Origin of the sequence: Sphingomonas sp. S2-65 (assembly GCF_021513175.1) — a bacterium.
GTDB lineage: Bacteria > Pseudomonadota > Alphaproteobacteria > Sphingomonadales > Sphingomonadaceae > Sphingomonas.
The window spans coordinates 730,585-748,396 of record NZ_CP090953.1 but is presented as its reverse complement, the minus strand read 5'-3'; the positions used below and the strand labels follow the sequence as shown (position 1 = coordinate 748,396).

Annotated in this window: 11 protein-coding genes; 5 read left to right on the top strand and 6 right to left on the bottom strand. The window is 68.1% G+C overall.

The features are described from left to right. The first annotated feature begins 74 nt into the window (after positions 1 to 74). From LZ586_RS03610 to LZ586_RS03600, 3 genes are read left to right on the top strand one after another with little or no spacing between them, the layout of a single operon-like run. Positions 75 to 1,529 carry an efflux transporter outer membrane subunit gene (locus LZ586_RS03610; RefSeq protein ID WP_235078320.1) on the top strand — a complete coding sequence of 485 codons (1,455 nt, stop codon included), beginning with the start codon at positions 75 to 77 and terminating at the stop codon, positions 1,527 to 1,529. Beyond that, positions 1,522 to 2,709: an HlyD family efflux transporter periplasmic adaptor subunit gene (locus LZ586_RS03605; RefSeq protein WP_235078319.1), complete on the top strand. Its 1,188-nt coding sequence runs from the start codon at positions 1,522 to 1,524 to the stop codon at positions 2,707 to 2,709. Before LZ586_RS03610 ends, LZ586_RS03605 begins: the two co-directional genes overlap by 8 nt. A gap of 10 nt (positions 2,710 to 2,719) precedes the next feature. Next, positions 2,720 to 4,249 (top strand): DHA2 family efflux MFS transporter permease subunit, encoded by a 1,530-nt coding sequence (locus LZ586_RS03600; protein WP_235078318.1) that lies wholly within the window; start codon positions 2,720 to 2,722, stop codon positions 4,247 to 4,249. A 37-nt stretch (positions 4,250 to 4,286) separates the two neighbouring features. Here the strand turns inward: LZ586_RS03600 and treY are convergent, their stop codons facing one another. From treY to glgB, 5 genes are read right to left on the bottom strand one after another with little or no spacing between them, the layout of a single operon-like run. After that, the gene (gene treY / locus LZ586_RS03595; RefSeq protein WP_235078317.1) at positions 4,287 to 6,641 is read right to left on the bottom strand and encodes a malto-oligosyltrehalose synthase; all 2,355 of its coding nucleotides are present in this window, start codon (positions 6,639 to 6,641) and stop codon (positions 4,287 to 4,289) included. Next, positions 6,638 to 8,569, bottom strand: coding sequence for a 4-alpha-glucanotransferase (gene malQ / locus LZ586_RS03590; protein ID WP_235078316.1), 1,932 nt, complete (start codon positions 8,567 to 8,569; stop codon positions 6,638 to 6,640). The genes treY and malQ overlap by 4 nt, the downstream gene beginning before the upstream one ends. Then, positions 8,566 to 10,284 carry a malto-oligosyltrehalose trehalohydrolase gene (gene treZ, locus LZ586_RS03585; protein WP_235078315.1) on the bottom strand — a complete coding sequence of 573 codons (1,719 nt, stop codon included), beginning with the start codon at positions 10,282 to 10,284 and terminating at the stop codon, positions 8,566 to 8,568. Before treZ ends, malQ begins: the two co-directional genes overlap by 4 nt. Next, entirely contained in the window at positions 10,281 to 12,383 is a 2,103-nt protein-coding gene (gene glgX, locus LZ586_RS03580; RefSeq protein ID WP_235078314.1) for a glycogen debranching protein GlgX, read from the bottom strand. Before glgX ends, treZ begins: the two co-directional genes overlap by 4 nt. Further along, positions 12,380 to 14,536, bottom strand: coding sequence for a 1,4-alpha-glucan branching protein GlgB (gene glgB, locus LZ586_RS03575; RefSeq protein ID WP_235078313.1), 2,157 nt, complete (start codon positions 14,534 to 14,536; stop codon positions 12,380 to 12,382). Before glgB ends, glgX begins: the two co-directional genes overlap by 4 nt. A gap of 133 nt (positions 14,537 to 14,669) precedes the next feature. On the opposite strand from glgB, the gene glgC reads away from it, so the two are divergent. Further along, the gene (gene glgC, locus LZ586_RS03570) at positions 14,670 to 15,938 is read left to right on the top strand and encodes a glucose-1-phosphate adenylyltransferase (protein ID WP_261346031.1); all 1,269 of its coding nucleotides are present in this window, start codon (positions 14,670 to 14,672) and stop codon (positions 15,936 to 15,938) included. Beyond that, positions 15,938 to 17,398, top strand: a complete 1,461-nt coding sequence (glgA, locus tag LZ586_RS03565) for a glycogen synthase GlgA (protein WP_235078311.1) — start codon at positions 15,938 to 15,940, stop codon at positions 17,396 to 17,398. The genes glgC and glgA overlap by 1 nt, the downstream gene beginning before the upstream one ends. On the opposite strand, the gene LZ586_RS03560 is transcribed toward glgA, so the two are convergent. After that, positions 17,379 to 17,684, bottom strand: coding sequence for a DUF2934 domain-containing protein (locus LZ586_RS03560; protein WP_235078310.1), 306 nt, complete (start codon positions 17,682 to 17,684; stop codon positions 17,379 to 17,381). The genes glgA and LZ586_RS03560 overlap by 20 nt on opposite strands. Positions 17,685 to 17,812 lie beyond the last annotated feature (128 nt).

Here is a 17,812-nt window from a genome sequence, read left to right as displayed (position 1 = left end):
TACAGTTTCTTATTGACAAGCTGCGGTGCCGTCTCCATTTGCCTTTCCGTACCAATCAGTACGGCTATTTTCGCATGCATATGTCTCGTCTCCTTTCCGCTGCTGCGGGCGCCGCGTTGCTCTCGGGCTGCGCGACCGTGCCCGATCTCGGGCCGCGTCCCGAAACCCGCGCGGCGTCCAGCTTCGCCGCGACGCAATCGCTTGCCTCCGACAGCGCGGCCGCCTGGCCGGGCGACCGCTGGTGGGCCGATTACGGCGATGCCCAGCTTGCCGGTTTGATCGAGGAGGGCCTGCGCGGCGCTCCCGATCTTGCCGCCGCCGACGCGCGGCTTCGCTCGGCCAGGGCCTATGCCGAACAGGCCGGCGCCGCGCGCCTGCCGTCGGTTGGCGTCGAGGCGAGCGCGCTCGAAACCAAGCAGAGCTACAATAACGGTATCCCCGCCGATTTCGTGCCCAAGGGCTGGAACGATACGGGCCATGTCGCCGCGACGCTCAACTTCGATCTCGACCTTTGGGGCCGCAATCGTGCGTCACTGCGTGCCGCCACGTCGGATGCCGAGGCTGCCCGCATCGAGCTGGAGCAGGCGCGGCTGGTGCTTTCGACCAACATCGCAAGCGCCTATGCCGATCTCGCGCGCTACGCCCGTGAACGCGCAGTGCAGGCCGAGGCGCTGGATATCCGCACCCGGACCCAGCGGCTGGTCACCGACCGTGTCACCAGCGGGCTCGACACCCAGGCCGAGCAGAAGCAGGCCGAGGCGGGCGTGCCGTCCGCGCGCGCCGATCTCGCCGCCACCGACGAGGCGATCGGCCTGACCCGCAACCGCATCGCCGCGTTGCTGGGGCAGGGGCCCGATCGCGGCTTGTCGATCGCGCTGCCGACGGCGCCGGTGATCGCGCGCGGCCTGCCCGCGGGCGTGACCACCGACCTGATCGGCCGCCGTCCCGACATCGCCGCATCCCGGGCGCGAGTCGAAGCGGCTGCCGCCCGCATCAAGGTCGCGCGCGCCGACTTCTACCCGGCGGTCAACCTCAGCGCGCTGATCGGCTTCCAGGCGCTCGGCCTGAACAAGCTGTTCGATGGCGGCTCGACCTATGGCCAGGTCGGCCCGGCGGTAAGCCTGCCGATCTTCCGGGGCGGCCAGCTCACCGGCCAGTATCGCGGGGCGCGTGCCGCCTTCGACGAGGCCGTCGCCAATTACGACGGCACCGTCGCCACTGCCTATCGCGAGGTTGCCGATGCGGTGACCAGCCAGCGGGCGCTTGCCACGCGGCTGGCCGAAACGCGTCAGGCGCTCGCCTCGTCCGAACAGGCCTATAACGTCGCCCGTCTCCGCTACGAGGGCGGGCTGTCGACCTTCCTCGACGTGCTGACCGCCGAGGAGCGCGTGCTCCAGGTGCGTCAGGCCGCCGCGGAACTGGAGGCCCGCGCCTTCACGCTCGATGTCCAACTCGTCCGCGCCCTTGGCGGCGGCTTCTCCACCACTTCAGCGGCGGCTGCCGCAACCAAGGACCAGACTCATGGCTGATGCCGATCCGCAGATCCGTAACCAGGCAGCACCGGCTCCGGAAGCCGCGCCCGCCGCTCCGCCCGCAGCCGCCATCGCGCCCAAGCGCGGCGGCATGCGCAAGAAGCTGCTCGGCGGCATCGCCGCGGTCGTGCTGCTCGCCGGCATCGCCTATGGCACATGGTACTTCCTGGTCGGCAGCCACTTCATCGGCACCGACAACGCCTATGTCGGCGCGGACACCGCGTCGATCACGCCGATGATCGCCGCACAGGTCGCCGAAGTTCGCGTGAGCGACACCCAGGCCGTGAAGAAGGGCGACGTCCTCGTCCGCCTGGACGATAGCGATGCGCGCATCGCCGTGGCTCAGGCCGAAGCCGATCTCGCGCAGGCGCAGCGCCAGTTCGGTCAGACCGCCGCCACCAGCACCGCGCTTGCCGCGCAGGTGCAGGCGCGCGAGGCCGACATCACCCGTGCCCGCGCTCAGCTGACCGCCGCGCAGGGCGACTTCCAGCGCGCCCGCATCGACCTCGAACGCCGTCGCCGTCTGGCGCCGGCCGGCGCGGTGTCGGGCGAGGAGCTGAGCTCCGCCACCAACGCCTATGCGACCGCGCAGGCGAACCTCCAGCTCGCCCGTGCCGCAATCGCCCAGGCAAGCTCGACCCGCAGTGCGGCGTCGGGTGAACTGGCGGCGAACAACGCGCTGATCCGCGGCAGCACCAACGCCAATGCCCCTGAAGTGCTCGCCGCGCAGGCCAAGCTGGCCCAGGCCCGGCTCGAGCTTCAGCGCACCACCATTCGCGCGCCGATGGACGGCGTGGTTACCCGCCGCAACGTGGCGGTGGGTCAGCGCGTCGCCCAGGGCGCGCAGCTGATGATGATCGTGCCGGTGGGCCAGCTCTATGTCGACGCCAACTTCAAGGAAGGCCAGCTGACGCAGGTCAAGGTCGGCCAGCCGGTCACGCTCACTTCCGATCTGTACGGCGGCGATGTCGAATATCACGGCAGGGTCGTCGGCCTATCGGGCGGCACCGGTTCGTCCTTCGCGCTGATCCCGGCGCAGAACGCCACCGGCAACTGGATCAAGGTCGTGCAGCGCCTGCCGGTCCGCGTCGCGCTCGATCCCAAGGAGCTTCAGGCGCACCCGCTGCGCGTTGGTCTCTCGATGGATGCCGAGATCGATATCACCGCCAAGAATTGAGGACTCTGCCATGACCGGCAAGGCCGAGGATGTTGCGCCCCTGAGCGGGTTCAAGCTGATCCTTGCGGGTGCGGTGCTCGCGCTCACGAACTTCATGGTGGTGCTCGACACCACCATCGCCAACGTCTCGGTGCCGCATATCGGCGGCAGCCTGGGTATCTCGGTGAGCCAGGGGACCTGGATCATCACCTCCTATGCCGTGGCCGAGGCGGTGTGCGTGCCGCTGACCGGCTGGCTCGCCGGCCGGTTCGGGACGGTGCGCACCTTCATGTGGGGCGTGATCGGCTTCGGCATCTTCTCGGTGCTGTGCGGCATGTCGAGCACGCTCGGCATGCTCGTCGCCTGCCGGATCGGCCAGGGGCTGTGCGGCGGTCCGCTGATGCCGCTCAGCCAGACACTGTTGATGCGCATCTTCCCGCCCAACCAACGCGCCCAGGCGATGGGTATCTGGGCGATGACCACGGTCGTCGCGCCGATCCTGGGACCGATCCTGGGCGGCACGATCTCCGACAGCTGGTCGTGGCATTGGATTTTCTTCATCAACATCCCGGTCGCCGCGCTCTGCGTGTTCGGCACCGTCAAATTGGTTTCCCGCGCGGAAACGCCGACGTCGATGCTGCGCGTCGACAAGGTCGGGCTGATGCTGATGCTGTTGTGGATCGCCGCGCTGCAGATCATGCTCGATCTCGGCCGCGAACATGACTGGTTCAACGACGGCACGATCATCTGGCTGGCGGTGATCGCGGTGGTGGGGCTGCTCGTCTTCCTCGCCTGGGAGCTGACCGAGGATCAGCCGATCGTCGATCTGCGGGTGTTCCGCCATCGCGGCTTCACCGTCGCGGTGATCTCGCTGTCCTTTGCGTTCGCGACCTTCTTCTCCTCGGCGGTGATCATCCCGCAATGGCTCCAGACCAGCATGGGCTACACCGCGACCTATGCCGGTTACGCCACGGCGTTCACCGGGGTGGCGGCGGTGATCATGTCGCCGATCGTCGCCAAGCTGTCGACCAAGGTCGATCCGCGCGCACTGGTGTGCTTCGGCATCCTGTGGCTGGGCTTTGCCTCGCTGCTGCGGGTCGGGTGGAACAGCCAGGCCGATTTCTGGTCGCTGGCGTTTCCGCAGATGCTCCAGGGCTTCGGCATGCCGTTCTTCTTCATTCCGCTGACCACGATCGCGCTCGGCGCAGTGGAGCCGCACGAGACCGCGTCGGCGGCGGGGTTGATGAGCTTCCTGCGCACCATGGCCGGCGCGATCGGCACGTCGATCTCGACGACGATGTGGGACAACAGCTCGCGGGTCGCGCGCGCGGAGATGGCCGGGCGGCTGAACGAGCAGGGAGCGACCCAGGCGCTCACCGCGCAGGGCTTCTCGATCGACCAGATCCGCGGGGTGATCGTGAACCTGGTCGACAAGGAAGCGTTCGCGGTGGCGACCACGCACATCTTCATGCTGTCGGCGGTGATCTTCGGCTTCTCGGCGATGATCATCTGGTTGACGCCCAGGCCGCGCCGCGCGGTGGGGCCGGGGGCCGCGCACTGAGGGCGGGCGAGGGTGGTCGCGCCACCCTCGCCGCGGCTTATCGGATCAGCGCATAGGGTTTGTCGGCAAGCAGATCGGCGACGCGTCGTCCTTCGACCTCGGTTTCGCCCCACCACGCGGGATTGATCGTCAGGTGTTCGGTGACCGCCTCCGCACAGCGGATCGGCACCACCACCAGCAGCGGTCCGCGCCGGAATGCGAACACCTTGTTCGCGCGGGGGCCGCTCGCCGCCACGATCTCGAAGCCGGCGTCTGCGGGCGTCGCGTGGAGGGACGCGGCGATGGCTGCCTGCTTGACCTTGCCGTCGCGCCAGTCGCTGCTGGCTTCGGCTTGCCGGGCGGCATAGTCGACTGGCCGGCGGTTGTCGGGATCGACCAGGCTCAGGTCCCACAGCTCGGCACCCTGGTAGCAATCGGGCACGCCGGGCAGCGTCGAGCGCAGCACTGCCTGGACGATGCCGTTGACTGCGCCCGCCGGGCCGATCCGCGCGACGAAGTCGGTGAGCTCGCGCCGCAGCTCGGCGCCGCTCAGGAACGCGCGGATGAAGCCGGCGACCCGTTCTTCATACGCCGCGTCGGGCAGCGTCCAGGACGAGCGCAGCTTGGCTTCGCGTAGCGCCTTTTGCGACCATTGCACGACGCGCTCGGCGAAGCCTTCGGGATCGTCGAGCACGAACGGGCAGGCGCCTACCAGCGTCTGCAGCACCTGGTAGCAGTCGCCGGCATCGATGCCTTCGGCGATCGACAGTTCGCCCCAGCGGGTCGCGGTCTCGATCCACAGATCGGGCATTTCGCTGAGCACCGCCAGGCGAGCGCGGACATCCTCGCCGCGTTTGTGGTCGTGGGTGGCGGTGGCCAGCATCGCGTGCGGATAGGCTGCCGCCCGCGCCGCGACTTCGGCGGCGAACTCGGCCGGTGATAGCGCGAAGCGATCGGCGTCGAAGCCGACGTCGGTGCGCGAGAGCAGCCGACCATAGCGGTAGAACGCGGTGTCCTCGACCGACTTGGCGGCCAGCGGCGCGCTCAACTGCTCGAACCGGCGCGTGGCATCCTCGGCGCCTGGCGTCTGCATCCAGGCGACCAGCTGGTCGATCACTGCCGTTTCGGAGGGCGGCACTGCCGCCTTCGCCGCCGCCGCGGCGCGGCCCAGCCGGTCGTCGGCGCTGGTCCCTCCATAGGTGCGATAGGCCGAGAATTGCACCAGGATCGCCGCCAACCCGCGTCGGATCATCCCTTCGGTGACGTCACGGCTCGCCAAGTCGCGCTGCGCAACTTGGTGGAAGGCTGCCGCCACTGCGTTCAGCTGCCCGGGGAAGGTACGATCCAGGATCTCGATGCGGGCGGCATGTTCTTCCTCGGCGAAGTCCGTTGGGCGCCCGCTCAGCTCGTGCCAGTAGCGGGTAAGCGGCGCCTCGCCTGCGGGATCGTGGAGCAGCCCTGCGACATGGTTCATGAAGTCGTAGCCGCTGGTGCCGTCGGTCTGCCAGTCGGTCGGCAGCGGCTCGCCCGCGGCCAGGATCTTCTCGACCACCAGATAGCCTGGCCCTTCGCGCTGTTCGTCCAGCGCCGCGCGCAGCCGCCGGCAGTAAGCGGGCGGATCGGCCAGTCCGTCGACATGGTCCACGCGCACGCCGTCGATCAGTCCCTCGCGGTAGAGCCGCAGGGGCAGGGCGTGCACCGCTTCGAACACCGCCTCGTCCTCGACCCGCAGCCCGGCAAGCTCGGTGATATCGAAGAAGCGCCGCCAGTTGATCTCGTCCGCCGCGGTGCGCCACCAGGCGAGGCGGTAATGCTGCCGCTCGAGCAGCGCGTGCAGCCGCTCGGCGCCTTCGGGGGTGCGGCCGTCATAGCGTGACGGCAGATCGGTCTCTTGGCTGAGCGCTGCCCGATCCTCCGCCCGGATCGGAAAGCGGTGGGTGCCATGCGCCATCACTGCCGAGCCATCGGCCTCCAGCACGATCGCTCCGTCACGCAGCGCCTCGCCATAGGGTGCGCCCAGGAATGGTGCGAGCAGCTTGCCGCGGTCCCAGTCGATGTCGAAGAAGCGGGCATAGTCGCTCTCGGGCCCGTGCTCGAGCACGTCCATCCACCAGACATTGTCCGCGCCGCCCACCGCCATGTGGTTGGGCACGATGTCGAGGATGATGCCCAGCCCTTCGGCCTTCAACGCCGCCGCCAGCGCGCGGAAGCCCTCTTCACCGCCGAGCTCGGGATTGATCCGGGTAGGATCGACGACGTCATAGCCGTGCGTCGACCCCGACCGCGCCGTGCCGATCGGCGAGGCATAGAGATGGCTGATCCCGAGCGACTTCAGATAGCCGGCGAGCGGGATCGCGGCGTCGAACGGGAAGTCGCGATGGAACTGGATGCGGTAGGTGGCGCGCGGGATCATGATTTCCTGGCTTCGCGGATGAGGGAAAGGCGGCGCGACACGTCGTCGCGCACAAACAGCGCGTCGGCTCGGTCGGGCAGGCGCCGCCGCCAATTGGGATGTTCGTCGACCGTACCGGGAAGATTCGGCGCTTCGTCGAGGCCGAACAGGTCCTCGGCGGGGACGATCAGCAGTGCGCTGGGCGCCTGCGCGGCGAAGGCTATGGCGGCGTCGAGCGCCGCCTCGGGCTGATCGGGCGCGGGTTCCGGACCCTCGGCGACGCCGGCATCTTCGCAGGCTTGCCACAGCCGCGACCGGTCGGCCACGCGCTCGGCCCGCTCGGCTTCACGGTCGCCCGCGGCACCCAGCTGCTCGCGCCAGTCGATGTCGCGGCCCTGCCACCAGCCGGCGATCGGAGTGAGGTCGTGCGTGCTGGTCAGCGCGGCAGCCTGTTCGTCCCAGCCCGCCGAGGGCGTGAAGTCGCCTGCCTGATCGCGTTCGAAAGGCAGCACGCGCATTCCCATCAGGCCCCGCTCCGAAATCGCATCGCGGAAGCCAGGCGGCACCACGCCCAGATCCTCGCCGATCACCAGCGCGCGCGCACGATGCGACTCCAGCGCGATCAGCCGCAGGATGTCCTGTTCGGGAAAGCGCAGATAGGCGCCCTCGAGCGGGGACGCGCCGGTCGGCACCACCCACAGGCGGCGCAGGCCGAGCGCATGGTCGATGCGGATGCCGCCAGCGTGCCGCATCGCGCTGCGCATCAGATCGATGAACGGGCGGTAGTCCATCCGCTGCAAGGCGAAGGGCGAGAAGCTGGTGATGCCCCAATTCTGTCCGGCCGCCTGGAAGGCGTCGGGAGGCGCACCAATGCCGATTCCCAGCATCAATTCCTCGCCGCGGCTCCAGGCATGGCTGCCGCCTGCGTCGAGCCCGACTGCCAGGTCGGTTACCAGCCCGACCGCCATGCCCTTTGCCGCCTCGCCGGCGCGGGCGAGCGACCGGTCGGTCCACCATTGCAGGAACAGGTGGAACTCGACCTCGTCGGCGTGCTCGCGTGCGAACTGCGCCACCGCCAGCGAGCCGGGCCGGCGATAGCGCTCCGGCCAATCCTGCCAGCCGCGCGCGCCCGACGCCGCGAAGAAGTGCGCGTGCAGTGCCTCGAAGCGGGCATGGTCGATCAGAGAAATGTCGGCCGCGGCGATGAAGCTGCGGAATGCCGGATCGTCGCGCTTGCCGGCGTACAGGGCGCGAAGCGCCGCCAGCTTGGCCGGCACCGCCGCCTGCCAGTCGATCAGCGCAGCGGCATCCCCCTCGAACCAGTCCCGCCCGGCATCGGCGAACCAGGGATTGAGGAAGTGCCGGCTGGAGGGCGAGTACGGGCTGTAGCGGCCGGGATCGGTGGTGAAGAGCGCGTGCACCGGGCTCATCATCACCGCGTCGCTGCCGACTTTCTGCGCCTGCGTAACAAAGTCGGCAAGGCTGCCGAAGTCGCCGAACGGGTTCTCGTCGCGCAGGCCATAGATCTGCGCGGCCGTACCCCAGGGACGCGTTCCCGGGGCCACTTCGATGCAGCGCGGCGGCGCGACGATGAGCGACAGCGTGCCGCCCGACCATTCCAGCCGATGATAGCCGATGTCGCCGACCCGCGGCTCGGACGAAAGGTCCAGGTCGCGCCGGCTGCCATCCTCCAGAACCAACTGGCCCGTACCCGAGAGCCCGGTGATCGCCTCGCCCGCGAGCAGCACCCGGCACGAGGGCTGCGCCGTCTGAGCCAGAGCGGCGGCGCTGTCGCGGCACTGCGCCTCGCTGCCGCAGGCAAAGCCCAGCCCCGAAAGCACCAGCCTCAGGCTCTCCGGTGATACCCGCCGGGCGACGCCGCCGGCGTCCTCCCAGTCGATCGAAATGCCCGCAGCTTCCGCCAGCCGCTCGACCGCCTGGTCGGTCATTGCTGCCACCATGCGCAGAAGCTTGCCGGCATCAGCCCCGCGTCGGTGTGCCCGATGCCGATCGTCGTCAGCACCTCGCCCTCGACCGGGTCCATCGCAACCGGAGCATCGCCCAGGTTCAGCGCGAGCGTCAGCACGGCCTCGCCAAGTTGCCAGCGCGCGATCACTGCCTTGTCGCCGATCACCTCGGCGCCGAGCGGCTTGCTCTTGGCGAGATCGGGAACGATCCGCGCGTGTCGGAGCGCGAGCAGATCCTTGTACAGCGCGCGCCAAGACTGCGCTTCGGGTCCGGGAACTGGGCGCGATGCCTCGAACGTGCTTACAGCGTTGGGATCGGGGATTTTCTCGCGCAAAGCCGGATCGGAGAAGCCGGGAAAGTGGGCGAACTCGCCGCGCCTGCCTTCGCGCACCGCGTCGGCCAGCTCGTCGTGGAAATCGGTGAAAAACAGGAACGGCGTCTGCGATCCGATGTCATCGCCCATGAATGCCAGCGGCACCTGCGGGCACAGCAGCAACAGCCCGTTCGCGGCGCGCAGCCGATCGGCGCCGGCGAGCACCGTCAGCCGCTCGCCCAGCGCCCGGTTGCCGATCTGGTCGTGGTTCTGGAGGAACGACACGAACCGGAACGGCGGCAGGTGCCCGCTCGGGGTACCGCGCGGCTTCCCCTTCTGGTTGGGCGAGCCCTGGCCCTGATAGATGAAGCCCTCGCCCAGGCAGCGGGCGAGCTTTTCCGCCGGCTGTTGGGCAAAATCGGCATAATAGCCGTGCGCTTCGTCGGTGAGCAGGACGTGCAGCACATTGTGGAAATCGTCGTTCCACTGCGCGTCGTAATCGCCCTCCAGCCGCGCGGCGTCGTTGTGCTCGTTCTCCAGCACCAGATGGATGTGGCGGTCGGGGAGGGCGGCGCGGATTTCGGCGGCCATGCGGTCCAGGAACGCATCGTCGGCAATCGCGTGCACCGCGTCGAAGCGCAGGCCATCGAAGCGGAACTCACGCAGCCAGTAAATCGCATTGTCGATGAAGAACCGCGCCACCGGCTCCCTCGAGAAGTCGATCGCCCCGCCCCAAGGGGTATCGGCATCGGCCTTGAAGAAGTCCGGCGCATAGGCCGACAAATAGTTCCCGTCGGGCCCGAAGTGGTTGTAGACCACGTCGAGGAACATCATCGTGCCCTGACCATGCGCTCGGTCGACCAGCGCCTTCAGCGCGTCGGGGTCGCCATAGGCGGAGGCGGGGGCATAGGGCAGCACCCCGTCATAGCCCCAGTTGCGCGTGCCGCCGAACGCCGCGACCGGCATCAGCTCGATCGCAGTGAAGCCGGTCTCCGCCGCCTGCGGCAGCATCGCGGCCACGCCGGCAAAGCCACCGGCCACGCCGGAATGGCATTCCAGGATCGCAGCCTCCAGCCAGGGACGCCCGCTCCACTCCGCCGCTTGCCAGGCATAGCCGTTCGGATCCGTGACGATGCTCCAGCCATGCACGTCGCCGTCCTGCCGGCGCGAGGCCGGATCTGGCACGGCGGTGCCGTCGGGCAGGCGGAAGCGGTAGCGCGTGCCGGCGCCGCACTCGGCCTCGACGCTGAACCAGCCATCTTCCCCAGCCGTCATCGCCAGAGGATCGCGCCCGTCGATCTCCAGCGTCAGCGCGCCGAGCGCCGGCGCCCAGAGCGCGAACCGCGTGCGGTTCGGTGCCAGCAGGGCGGGGCCCCAGGTCATTCCACCCCTCCGGTGGCGAAGATCAGCACGGCGGCACGGTCGGCAACGGTGAGCGGCGCGTCGTCGAGGTCGCGTTCGCCCACGCCGGTGTCGGCGCTGTCGACCAGCAGGCGCCGATAGCCGTGCGGCCCTGGCAGGGTGAAGTCGAGTGGCACCTGCGATCCGTTCATCAGCAGGGTGATCGCTTCATACTGGCCATCGTCCAGCAGCCGCGCGCGCCGCATCACCAGCGCCTTGCCTTCGGGATTCTGCCAATCCTCGGGCGTGAGTGGCTGGCCGCGCTCGTCGAACCAGTCGATGTTGCGGATGCCCGGCGCGATCTCCTCGCCGTAGAGAAAGGCGTCGGAGCGGACGAGCGGATAATGCTTGCGGATCAGGATCAGCCGGCGGACGAAATGCGCCAGGTCTCGACCCTGCTCGCTAGCCGCCTGCTTCCAGTCGAGCCAGCTGATCTCATTATCCTGGCAATAGGCGTTGTTGTTGCCCTTTTGCGTGCGGCCGAACTCGTCGCCGGCCAGCAGCATGGGGGTGCCGAGCGAGCCGAGCACGGTGATCAGCATCGAGCGGCGGACACGCTCGCGCACGGCGTTGATCGCGGGATCGTCGGTGGGTCCTTCCACGCCCCAATTGCACGACTGGTTGTCCGAATGGCCGTCGCGATTGTCCTCGCCATTCGCCTCGTTGTGGCGCTGCTCATATTGAGTGAGATCGGCGAGCGTCTGGCCGTCATGGCTGGCGACGTAGTTGACGCTGGCCCAGGGGCGCCGGGCCCGCCGGTCGAACAGGTCACCCGAGCCCGCGAGGCGCGCGGCGAATTCCGGGCGGACGCCCGGGTCGCCCTTCCAGAAGCGACGGGTGGAATCGCGAAACTTGTCGTTCCATTCGGCGAAGCCGGGGGGGTGATTGCCGAGCTGATAGCCGCCTGGTCCGATGTCCCAAGGCTCGGAGATCAGCTTGACGCGGCCGAGCACCGGGTCCTGGCGCAGCACGTCGAAGAACGCCGCGCCGGGATCGAAGCCGCCGTCGCCGGTGCGGCCCAGCGTCGAGCCCAGGTCGAAGCGAAAGCCGTCGACATGATAGGATTCGACCCAGTGGCGCAGCGAGTCCATGACCATCTGCAGCACGCGCGGCTGGTCCAGGTTGAAGGTGTTGCCGGTGCCGGTGTCGTTGACGCAGTAGCGCGGATTGTCCTTTTGCAGCCGGTAATAGGTCGCGTTGTCCAGCCCGCGGAAGCACATCGTCTGGCCCAGCTCGCTGCCTTCGGCGGTGTGGTTGTAGACCACGTCCAGGATCACTTCGATCCCGGCGGCATGGAAGCGGCGGACCGCGAGCCGCAGATCGTCGGCGTCGCCATCGCCGAGATAGCGCTGCTCGGGGGCGAAGAAGGAGAGGCTGTTATAGCCCCAATAGTTCACCAGCCCCTTTTCCTGGAGGAACCGGTCCTGGACGAAGCCATGCACCGGCAGCAGCTCGATCGCAGTGATGCCCAGCCGTTGCAGGTGCGCGATGACGTCGGGATGGCTGAGCGCGCGATAGGTGCCGCGCTCGTTGTGCGGCACGGTTTCCATCAGCTGGGTGAGGCCCTTCACATGCGCCTCGTAGATCACCGTCTCGGACCAGGGGGTGTTCGGACGGCGATCGTCGCCCCAGTCGAACGCGTTGGCGACCACCACCGACTTCGGCATCGCCGCCGCGCTGTCGCGCCGATCGAAGCTGAGGTCGGCGCGCGGCGAGTTCACGCGGTACCCGTGCAACGCGTCGCTCCAGCGAATGCGGCCGAAGGTCTTGCGCGTATAAGGGTCCATCAGCAGCTTGTTCGGATTGAACCGGTGCCCTTCCTCGGGCGCATAGGGGCCATGCGCGCGAAAGCCGTAGAGCAGGCCGGGACGGGCGTCGGGCAGATAGCCGTGCCAGATCTCGTCGGTCCATTCGGGCAGTTCCAGCCGGGCGAGCTCGCGCCGGCCATATTCGTCGAACAGGCACAATTCGATCTTCTCGGCATGCGCGGAGAATACGGCGAAGTTCACGCCAAGCCCGTCAAAGGTCGCGCCGAGCGGGTAGGGCGCGCCGCCTTCGAGGCGATCGGGAATACGAGTCAAGCAGCAGTTCCTTCGTAGCGCAGGATGATGGCCGCGAGCGGCGGGAGAGTAAGGTCGAGCGACTGGGGCTGGCCGTGGCTCGGCGCAGCGGCGGTGTGCAGCGCGCTGTCGTTGGCCAGATCGCCGCCGCCATAGCCGGCGCGGTCGGTGTTGAGGATCTCGGCCCAGCGCCCGGCATGCGGCACGCCGACGCGGTAGCCGTGGCGCGGCACCGGAGTCAGGTTCACCGCCACCAGCAGCGGCGCGCCGTCATATTCCGAACGGCGCAGGAATACGACGACGCTGTTGGCGGCATCATCACCGACGATCCATTCGAACCCGCGCGGATCGGCGTCGCTCTGGTGCAGCGCGGGCTCGGCGCGGTAGACGTGGTTGAGGTCGCGGACCAGCGCCTGGATGCCGGCATGGTCGGGCGCTTCGAGGGCCTGCCAGTCCAGCTGCCCGTCGTGGTTCCACTCGGCGCTCTGGGCGAGCTCGTCGCCCATGAACAACAGCTTCTTGCCCGGGTGCGTCCACATGAACGCGTAATAGGCGCGCAGATTGGCGAAACGCTGCCACCGGTCACCGGGCATCTTGGCGAGCAGCGCATGCTTGCCGTGGACGACCTCGTCATGGCTCAAAGGCAGGATGAACTTCTCGGTAAAGGCATAGACCAGCCCGAAGCGCAGGTCGTCATGGTGCCATTGCCGGTGCAGCGGGTCGCGTTCGATGTAGCGCAGGGTGTCGTTCATCCACCCCATGTTCCATTTGTAGGTGAAGCCCAGCCCGCCATGCTCGACCGGCGCGGTTACGCCGGGAAATGCCGTGGATTCCTCGGCGATCGTAATCGCGCCTGGGCAGCGCTCCGCCACCACCTGGTTCATGCGCTGGAGAAAGGCGATCGACTCCAGGTTCTCGCGCCCGCCGTGGCGGTTGGGAATCCACTCGCCGTCGCGGCGGCTGTAATCGCGGTAGAGCATCGACGCGACGGCATCGACGCGCAGCCCGTCGACATGGAAGCGCTCGAGCCACCACAAGGCCGAGGCGATCAGCATGCCGGCCACTTCCTGGCGGCCCAGGTTGAAGATCAGCGTGTTCCAGTCCGGGTGATAGCCTTCGCGCGGGTCACCATGTTCGTAGAGTGCGGTGCCGTCGAAACTGGCGAAGCCATGCGCGTCCGAAGGGAAGTGCGCCGGCACCCAGTCGAGGATCACACCGATGCCGGCGGCATGACAGCGGTCGACGAAGCGGGCGAACTGCTCGGGCGAGCCGTAGCGCGAGGAGGGGGCGAATTGCGACAGCGGCTGATAGCCCCAGGAGCCGCCGAACGGATGCTCCATGATCGGCATCAGCTCGACATGGGTAAAGCTCATATCCTGAAGGTACGGGATCAGCTGGTCGCCGATCTGATCCCAGTCATGCTCGCCGCCGTGCCAGGGCCGCCGCCATGATCCGACGTGCATTTCATAGATCGAGATGGGTGCGCCGGCGTGCTGGCGCTCGCCCCGCTCCGCCATCCACGCATCGTCGGACCAGGTGAAGTCGGGCGCGGGGGCGACGACCGATGCCGTTGCCGGTGGCAGTTCGGTGGCGCGTGCCAATGGGTCGGCCTTCTCGCGGACCACGCCGTCCGCGCCGGTGATCGCGAACTTGTAGCGCGCGCCGGCGGCGACTCCGGGCACGAACAGCTCCCACAGCCCCGCGCCGTGCCGCAGCCGCATCGGCAGGCGCTGCGGGTTCCAGCCGGTGAAATCGCCAGTGACGCTGACCGCGCGGGCATTGGGTGCCCACACCGCGAACGCGGTGCCCGGCACCCCGTCGTGGACATTCGGATTGGCCCCCAGGCGCAGCGGCAGGTCCCAGTGGCTGCCCTGCCCGAACAGATACAGGTCCAGGTCGCCGAGAAGCGGGCCGAAGGCATAGGGGTCCTCGCTCTCGCTCACCGCGCCATCGAGCCACTTCACCCGCAGCCGATAGCGGCCTTCGCGCGGCGCCGGGCCGGTGAACAGGCCCGGCGTCTCGGAAGACTCTGTCAGCGCCGTCTCTCCCGCTTCGCCGATCAGCGTCACCGACGCCGCACCCGGCTGATAGCTGCGCACCACATCGCCATGCGGGCCGAGGAACGAAAAAGGATCGGTCAGCCAATCCGCGACCGATTTCCTGCCTTGCTGCACCCCTTGCCCCTTCTTTGTACCGGCTGCCGAACGACCCAGGCGCGAGAAAGTGCCCGTCCTCGTTCACCATCATGGAACCGGAACGCCAACAAACCGCTTCCACTGCGGTTTCATCTAGACGGACAGATCATACATGCCCCCGAGCGCTACGTTGCGAGGTCTCGTCACCCGGCAAGCCATGGCCATCGTCTTGGCCGGGGGGCGCGGCAGCCGCTTGATGGAGCTCACCGACTTTCGCGCCAAGCCGGCGGTGTATTTCGGCGGTAAGACCCGGATCGTCGATTTCGCGCTGTCGAACGCACTGAATTCGGGCATTCCGCGCATCGGCGTGGCGACGCAGTACAAGGCGCACAGCCTGATCCGCCACTTGCAGCATGGCTGGAGCTTCTTCCGGCCCGAGCGCAATGAAAGCTTCGACATCCTGCCCGCCAGCCAGCGGGTGTCGGAGGAGAACTGGTATCTCGGCACCGCCGACGCGGTGTTCCAGAACCTCGACATCATCGAAAGCTACGCGCCGAAGTACCTGCTCGTTCTGGCCGGCGACCATGTCTACAAGCAGGATTACGGCGTGATGCTGGAGGAGCATTGCGAGACCGGCGCCAGCGTGACGGTCGGCTGCGTCGAGGTGCCGCGCATGGAGGCGAGCGCCTTTGGCGTGATGCATGTCGACGAGAATGACCGCATCCTGCATTTCCTGGAGAAGCCCGCGGATCCGCCGGCGATGCCCGGCCAGCCCGACCTGGCGCTCGCCAGCATGGGCATCTACGTCTTCGAGACCAAATTCCTGTTCGAGGTGCTGCGCGAGGATGCCGAGGATCCGAACTCGTCGCACGATTTCGGCAAGGACATCATTCCCAAGCTGGTGAAGGACGGCAACGCCCGCGCCCACCATTTCAGCCGCTCGGCGCTGCGCTCGGGTCCTGAGGCCGAGCCTTATTGGCGCGACGTCGGCACCCTCGACGCCTATTTCGCCGCCAATATCGATCTGACCAACACCGTTCCCGATCTCGACCTGTACGATCGCGAATGGCCGATCTGGACCTATGCCGAGATGACGGCCCCCGCCAAGTTCGTCCATGACGAGGTTGGCCGGCGTGGCGAGGCGATCTCGTCGCTGGTGTCGGGCGACTGTATCGTGTCGGGCGCGGCGCTGCGCCACTCGCTGCTGTTCACTGGCGTTCGGGTGAACAGCTTCACGACGATCGAGAATGCAGTGATCATGCCGCGGGTGAACATCGGCCGATCGGTCCGCCTCAAGAACGTGATCATCGATCGCGGTGTGCAGATTCCCGACGGGCTTGTCGTCGGCGAGGATCCGGTGGAGGATGCCAGCCGCTTCCGGCGGACCGAGAACGGCGTATGCCTGATCACCGCCAAGATGATCGCTGCCCTGGATCGCTGATGCCGCTCGAACTCCTGTCGGTTACCTCCGAAGTCTATCCCCTCGTCAAGACCGGTGGCCTCGCCGATGTCGCCGGTGCGCTGCCGGCGGCGCTGGCGCGGCAGGACATCATCGTCACTACCCTGATGCCGGGCTATCCCGCGGTGCTGCAGGCGATCGGGGAGGGGGTGCCGGTCCGGCGCTACGAGAATTTGATGGGCGGCCCCGGCACGCTGCGCCGCGGCCGCGCTGCCGACCTCGACCTGCTGGTGCTCGACGCGCCGCACCTCTTCGCGCGCGACGGCAATCCCTATCTCGGCCCGGACGGGCGCGACTGGCCCGACAACGCGCTGCGCTTCGCGGCGCTGGCACGCGTGGCCGCCGATATCGCCGAGGGTGCCCTAGGCAGCTACGCGCCCGACATCGTCCAGGCGCATGACTGGCAGGCGGGGCTCACTCCGGCCTATCTTCACTATAATCGCCCGACCCGTCGCCCGCCGGTCCTGACCACCATCCACAATCTGGCGTTCCAGGGGGTGTTTCCGGCCTATCTGCTCGGCACGCTGGGCCTGCCTGCCGAGGCCTTCGCGCTGGACGGGCTGGAATATTTCGGTGCGATCAGCTTCCTGAAGGGCGGCATTCTGTTCGCCGATCACATCACCACCGTCTCCCCCAGCTATGCGCGTGAGATCACCACGGCACAGGGCGGCATGGGCCTGGAAGGCCTGCTCGCCGGGCGCGCACGCGACCTCTCGGGCATCCTCAACGGGATCGACACCAGTGTCTGGGATCCGGCGAACGACCCGTCGATCCCGGCGGCGTTCTCCGCATCCGATCTGACGGGGCGCCCCAAGGACAAGGCGGCGTTGCAGGCTGAGTTCGGGCTGGACACCGCACCCGACGCGTTCCTGGTCGCCTCGGTCGGGCGGCTTACCGAACAGAAGGGGCTCGACCTGCTGCTCGGCGCCTTGCCCGCCCTGATCGAAGAGGGCGTGCAGTTCGCCATCCTGGGCAGCGGCGACCGTACGCTCGAGGCCGCCTTCCTGGCCGCGGCGTCGCGCCACCCCGGACAAGTTGGCTGCCGGATCGGTTATGACGAGGGTCTCGCCCATCTGGTGCAGGCCGGCGCCGACGCGCTGGTGGTGCCGTCGCGGTTCGAACCCTGCGGCCTCACGCAGCTCTGCGCGCTGCGCTACGGATCGGTTCCGGTCGTGTCGCAGGTCGGCGGCCTGGCGGATACGGTGATCGACGCTAGCCCGGTGGCGCTGCGGCAAGGAGTCGCGACCGGTTTCCAGTTCACGCCGCCTTCCGCCAGGATGCTGACCGACGCGCTTCGCCGGGCGGCGAAGCTGTTCCGCGAAGACCGCACGGCCTGGCAGCGCCTCCAGCAGAACGGCCTGGCGACCGACGTATCGTGGGACAGCGCGGCGAGGGAATATGCCGCGCTGTTCCGAAAGCTGCTCAGCCCGCCTTCGGCTTGACCGCCTTGCGCTTGCGCGGCGCGGCGCCGCTTTCCTCGACAGCCGCCGGCGTCTCGGTCGCTGCCCGTCCGGCCGCTACCGGCTTGCGCCGTGCCGGCTTCGGCTTGGCCTCCGGCATTGCGGCGGCTTGCTGTTGGGGTGCGTTCTCCGCCGGAGCAGGCGCGTCCTGGCCAAGCCCGGCATTGGCACGGTGCCAATGCTCGTCGTGCCGGCCCTCCGGCCGTCCTTCGCTTTCCCATAAAGCATAGGCGCGCTGGCGTACCTCATGCTCCCGATCGTCGTTCATGCACGCGCTCCATCGCAGGGGTGAGGGATGCCACCGATCCCAAAACGAGATCACCGCCCTCCCGTTCCTAAGGCAGGCGGGCATGCCATGTGCGCATTGCCCTGGCGTTTCAAGGCGTGCGAAAAGGA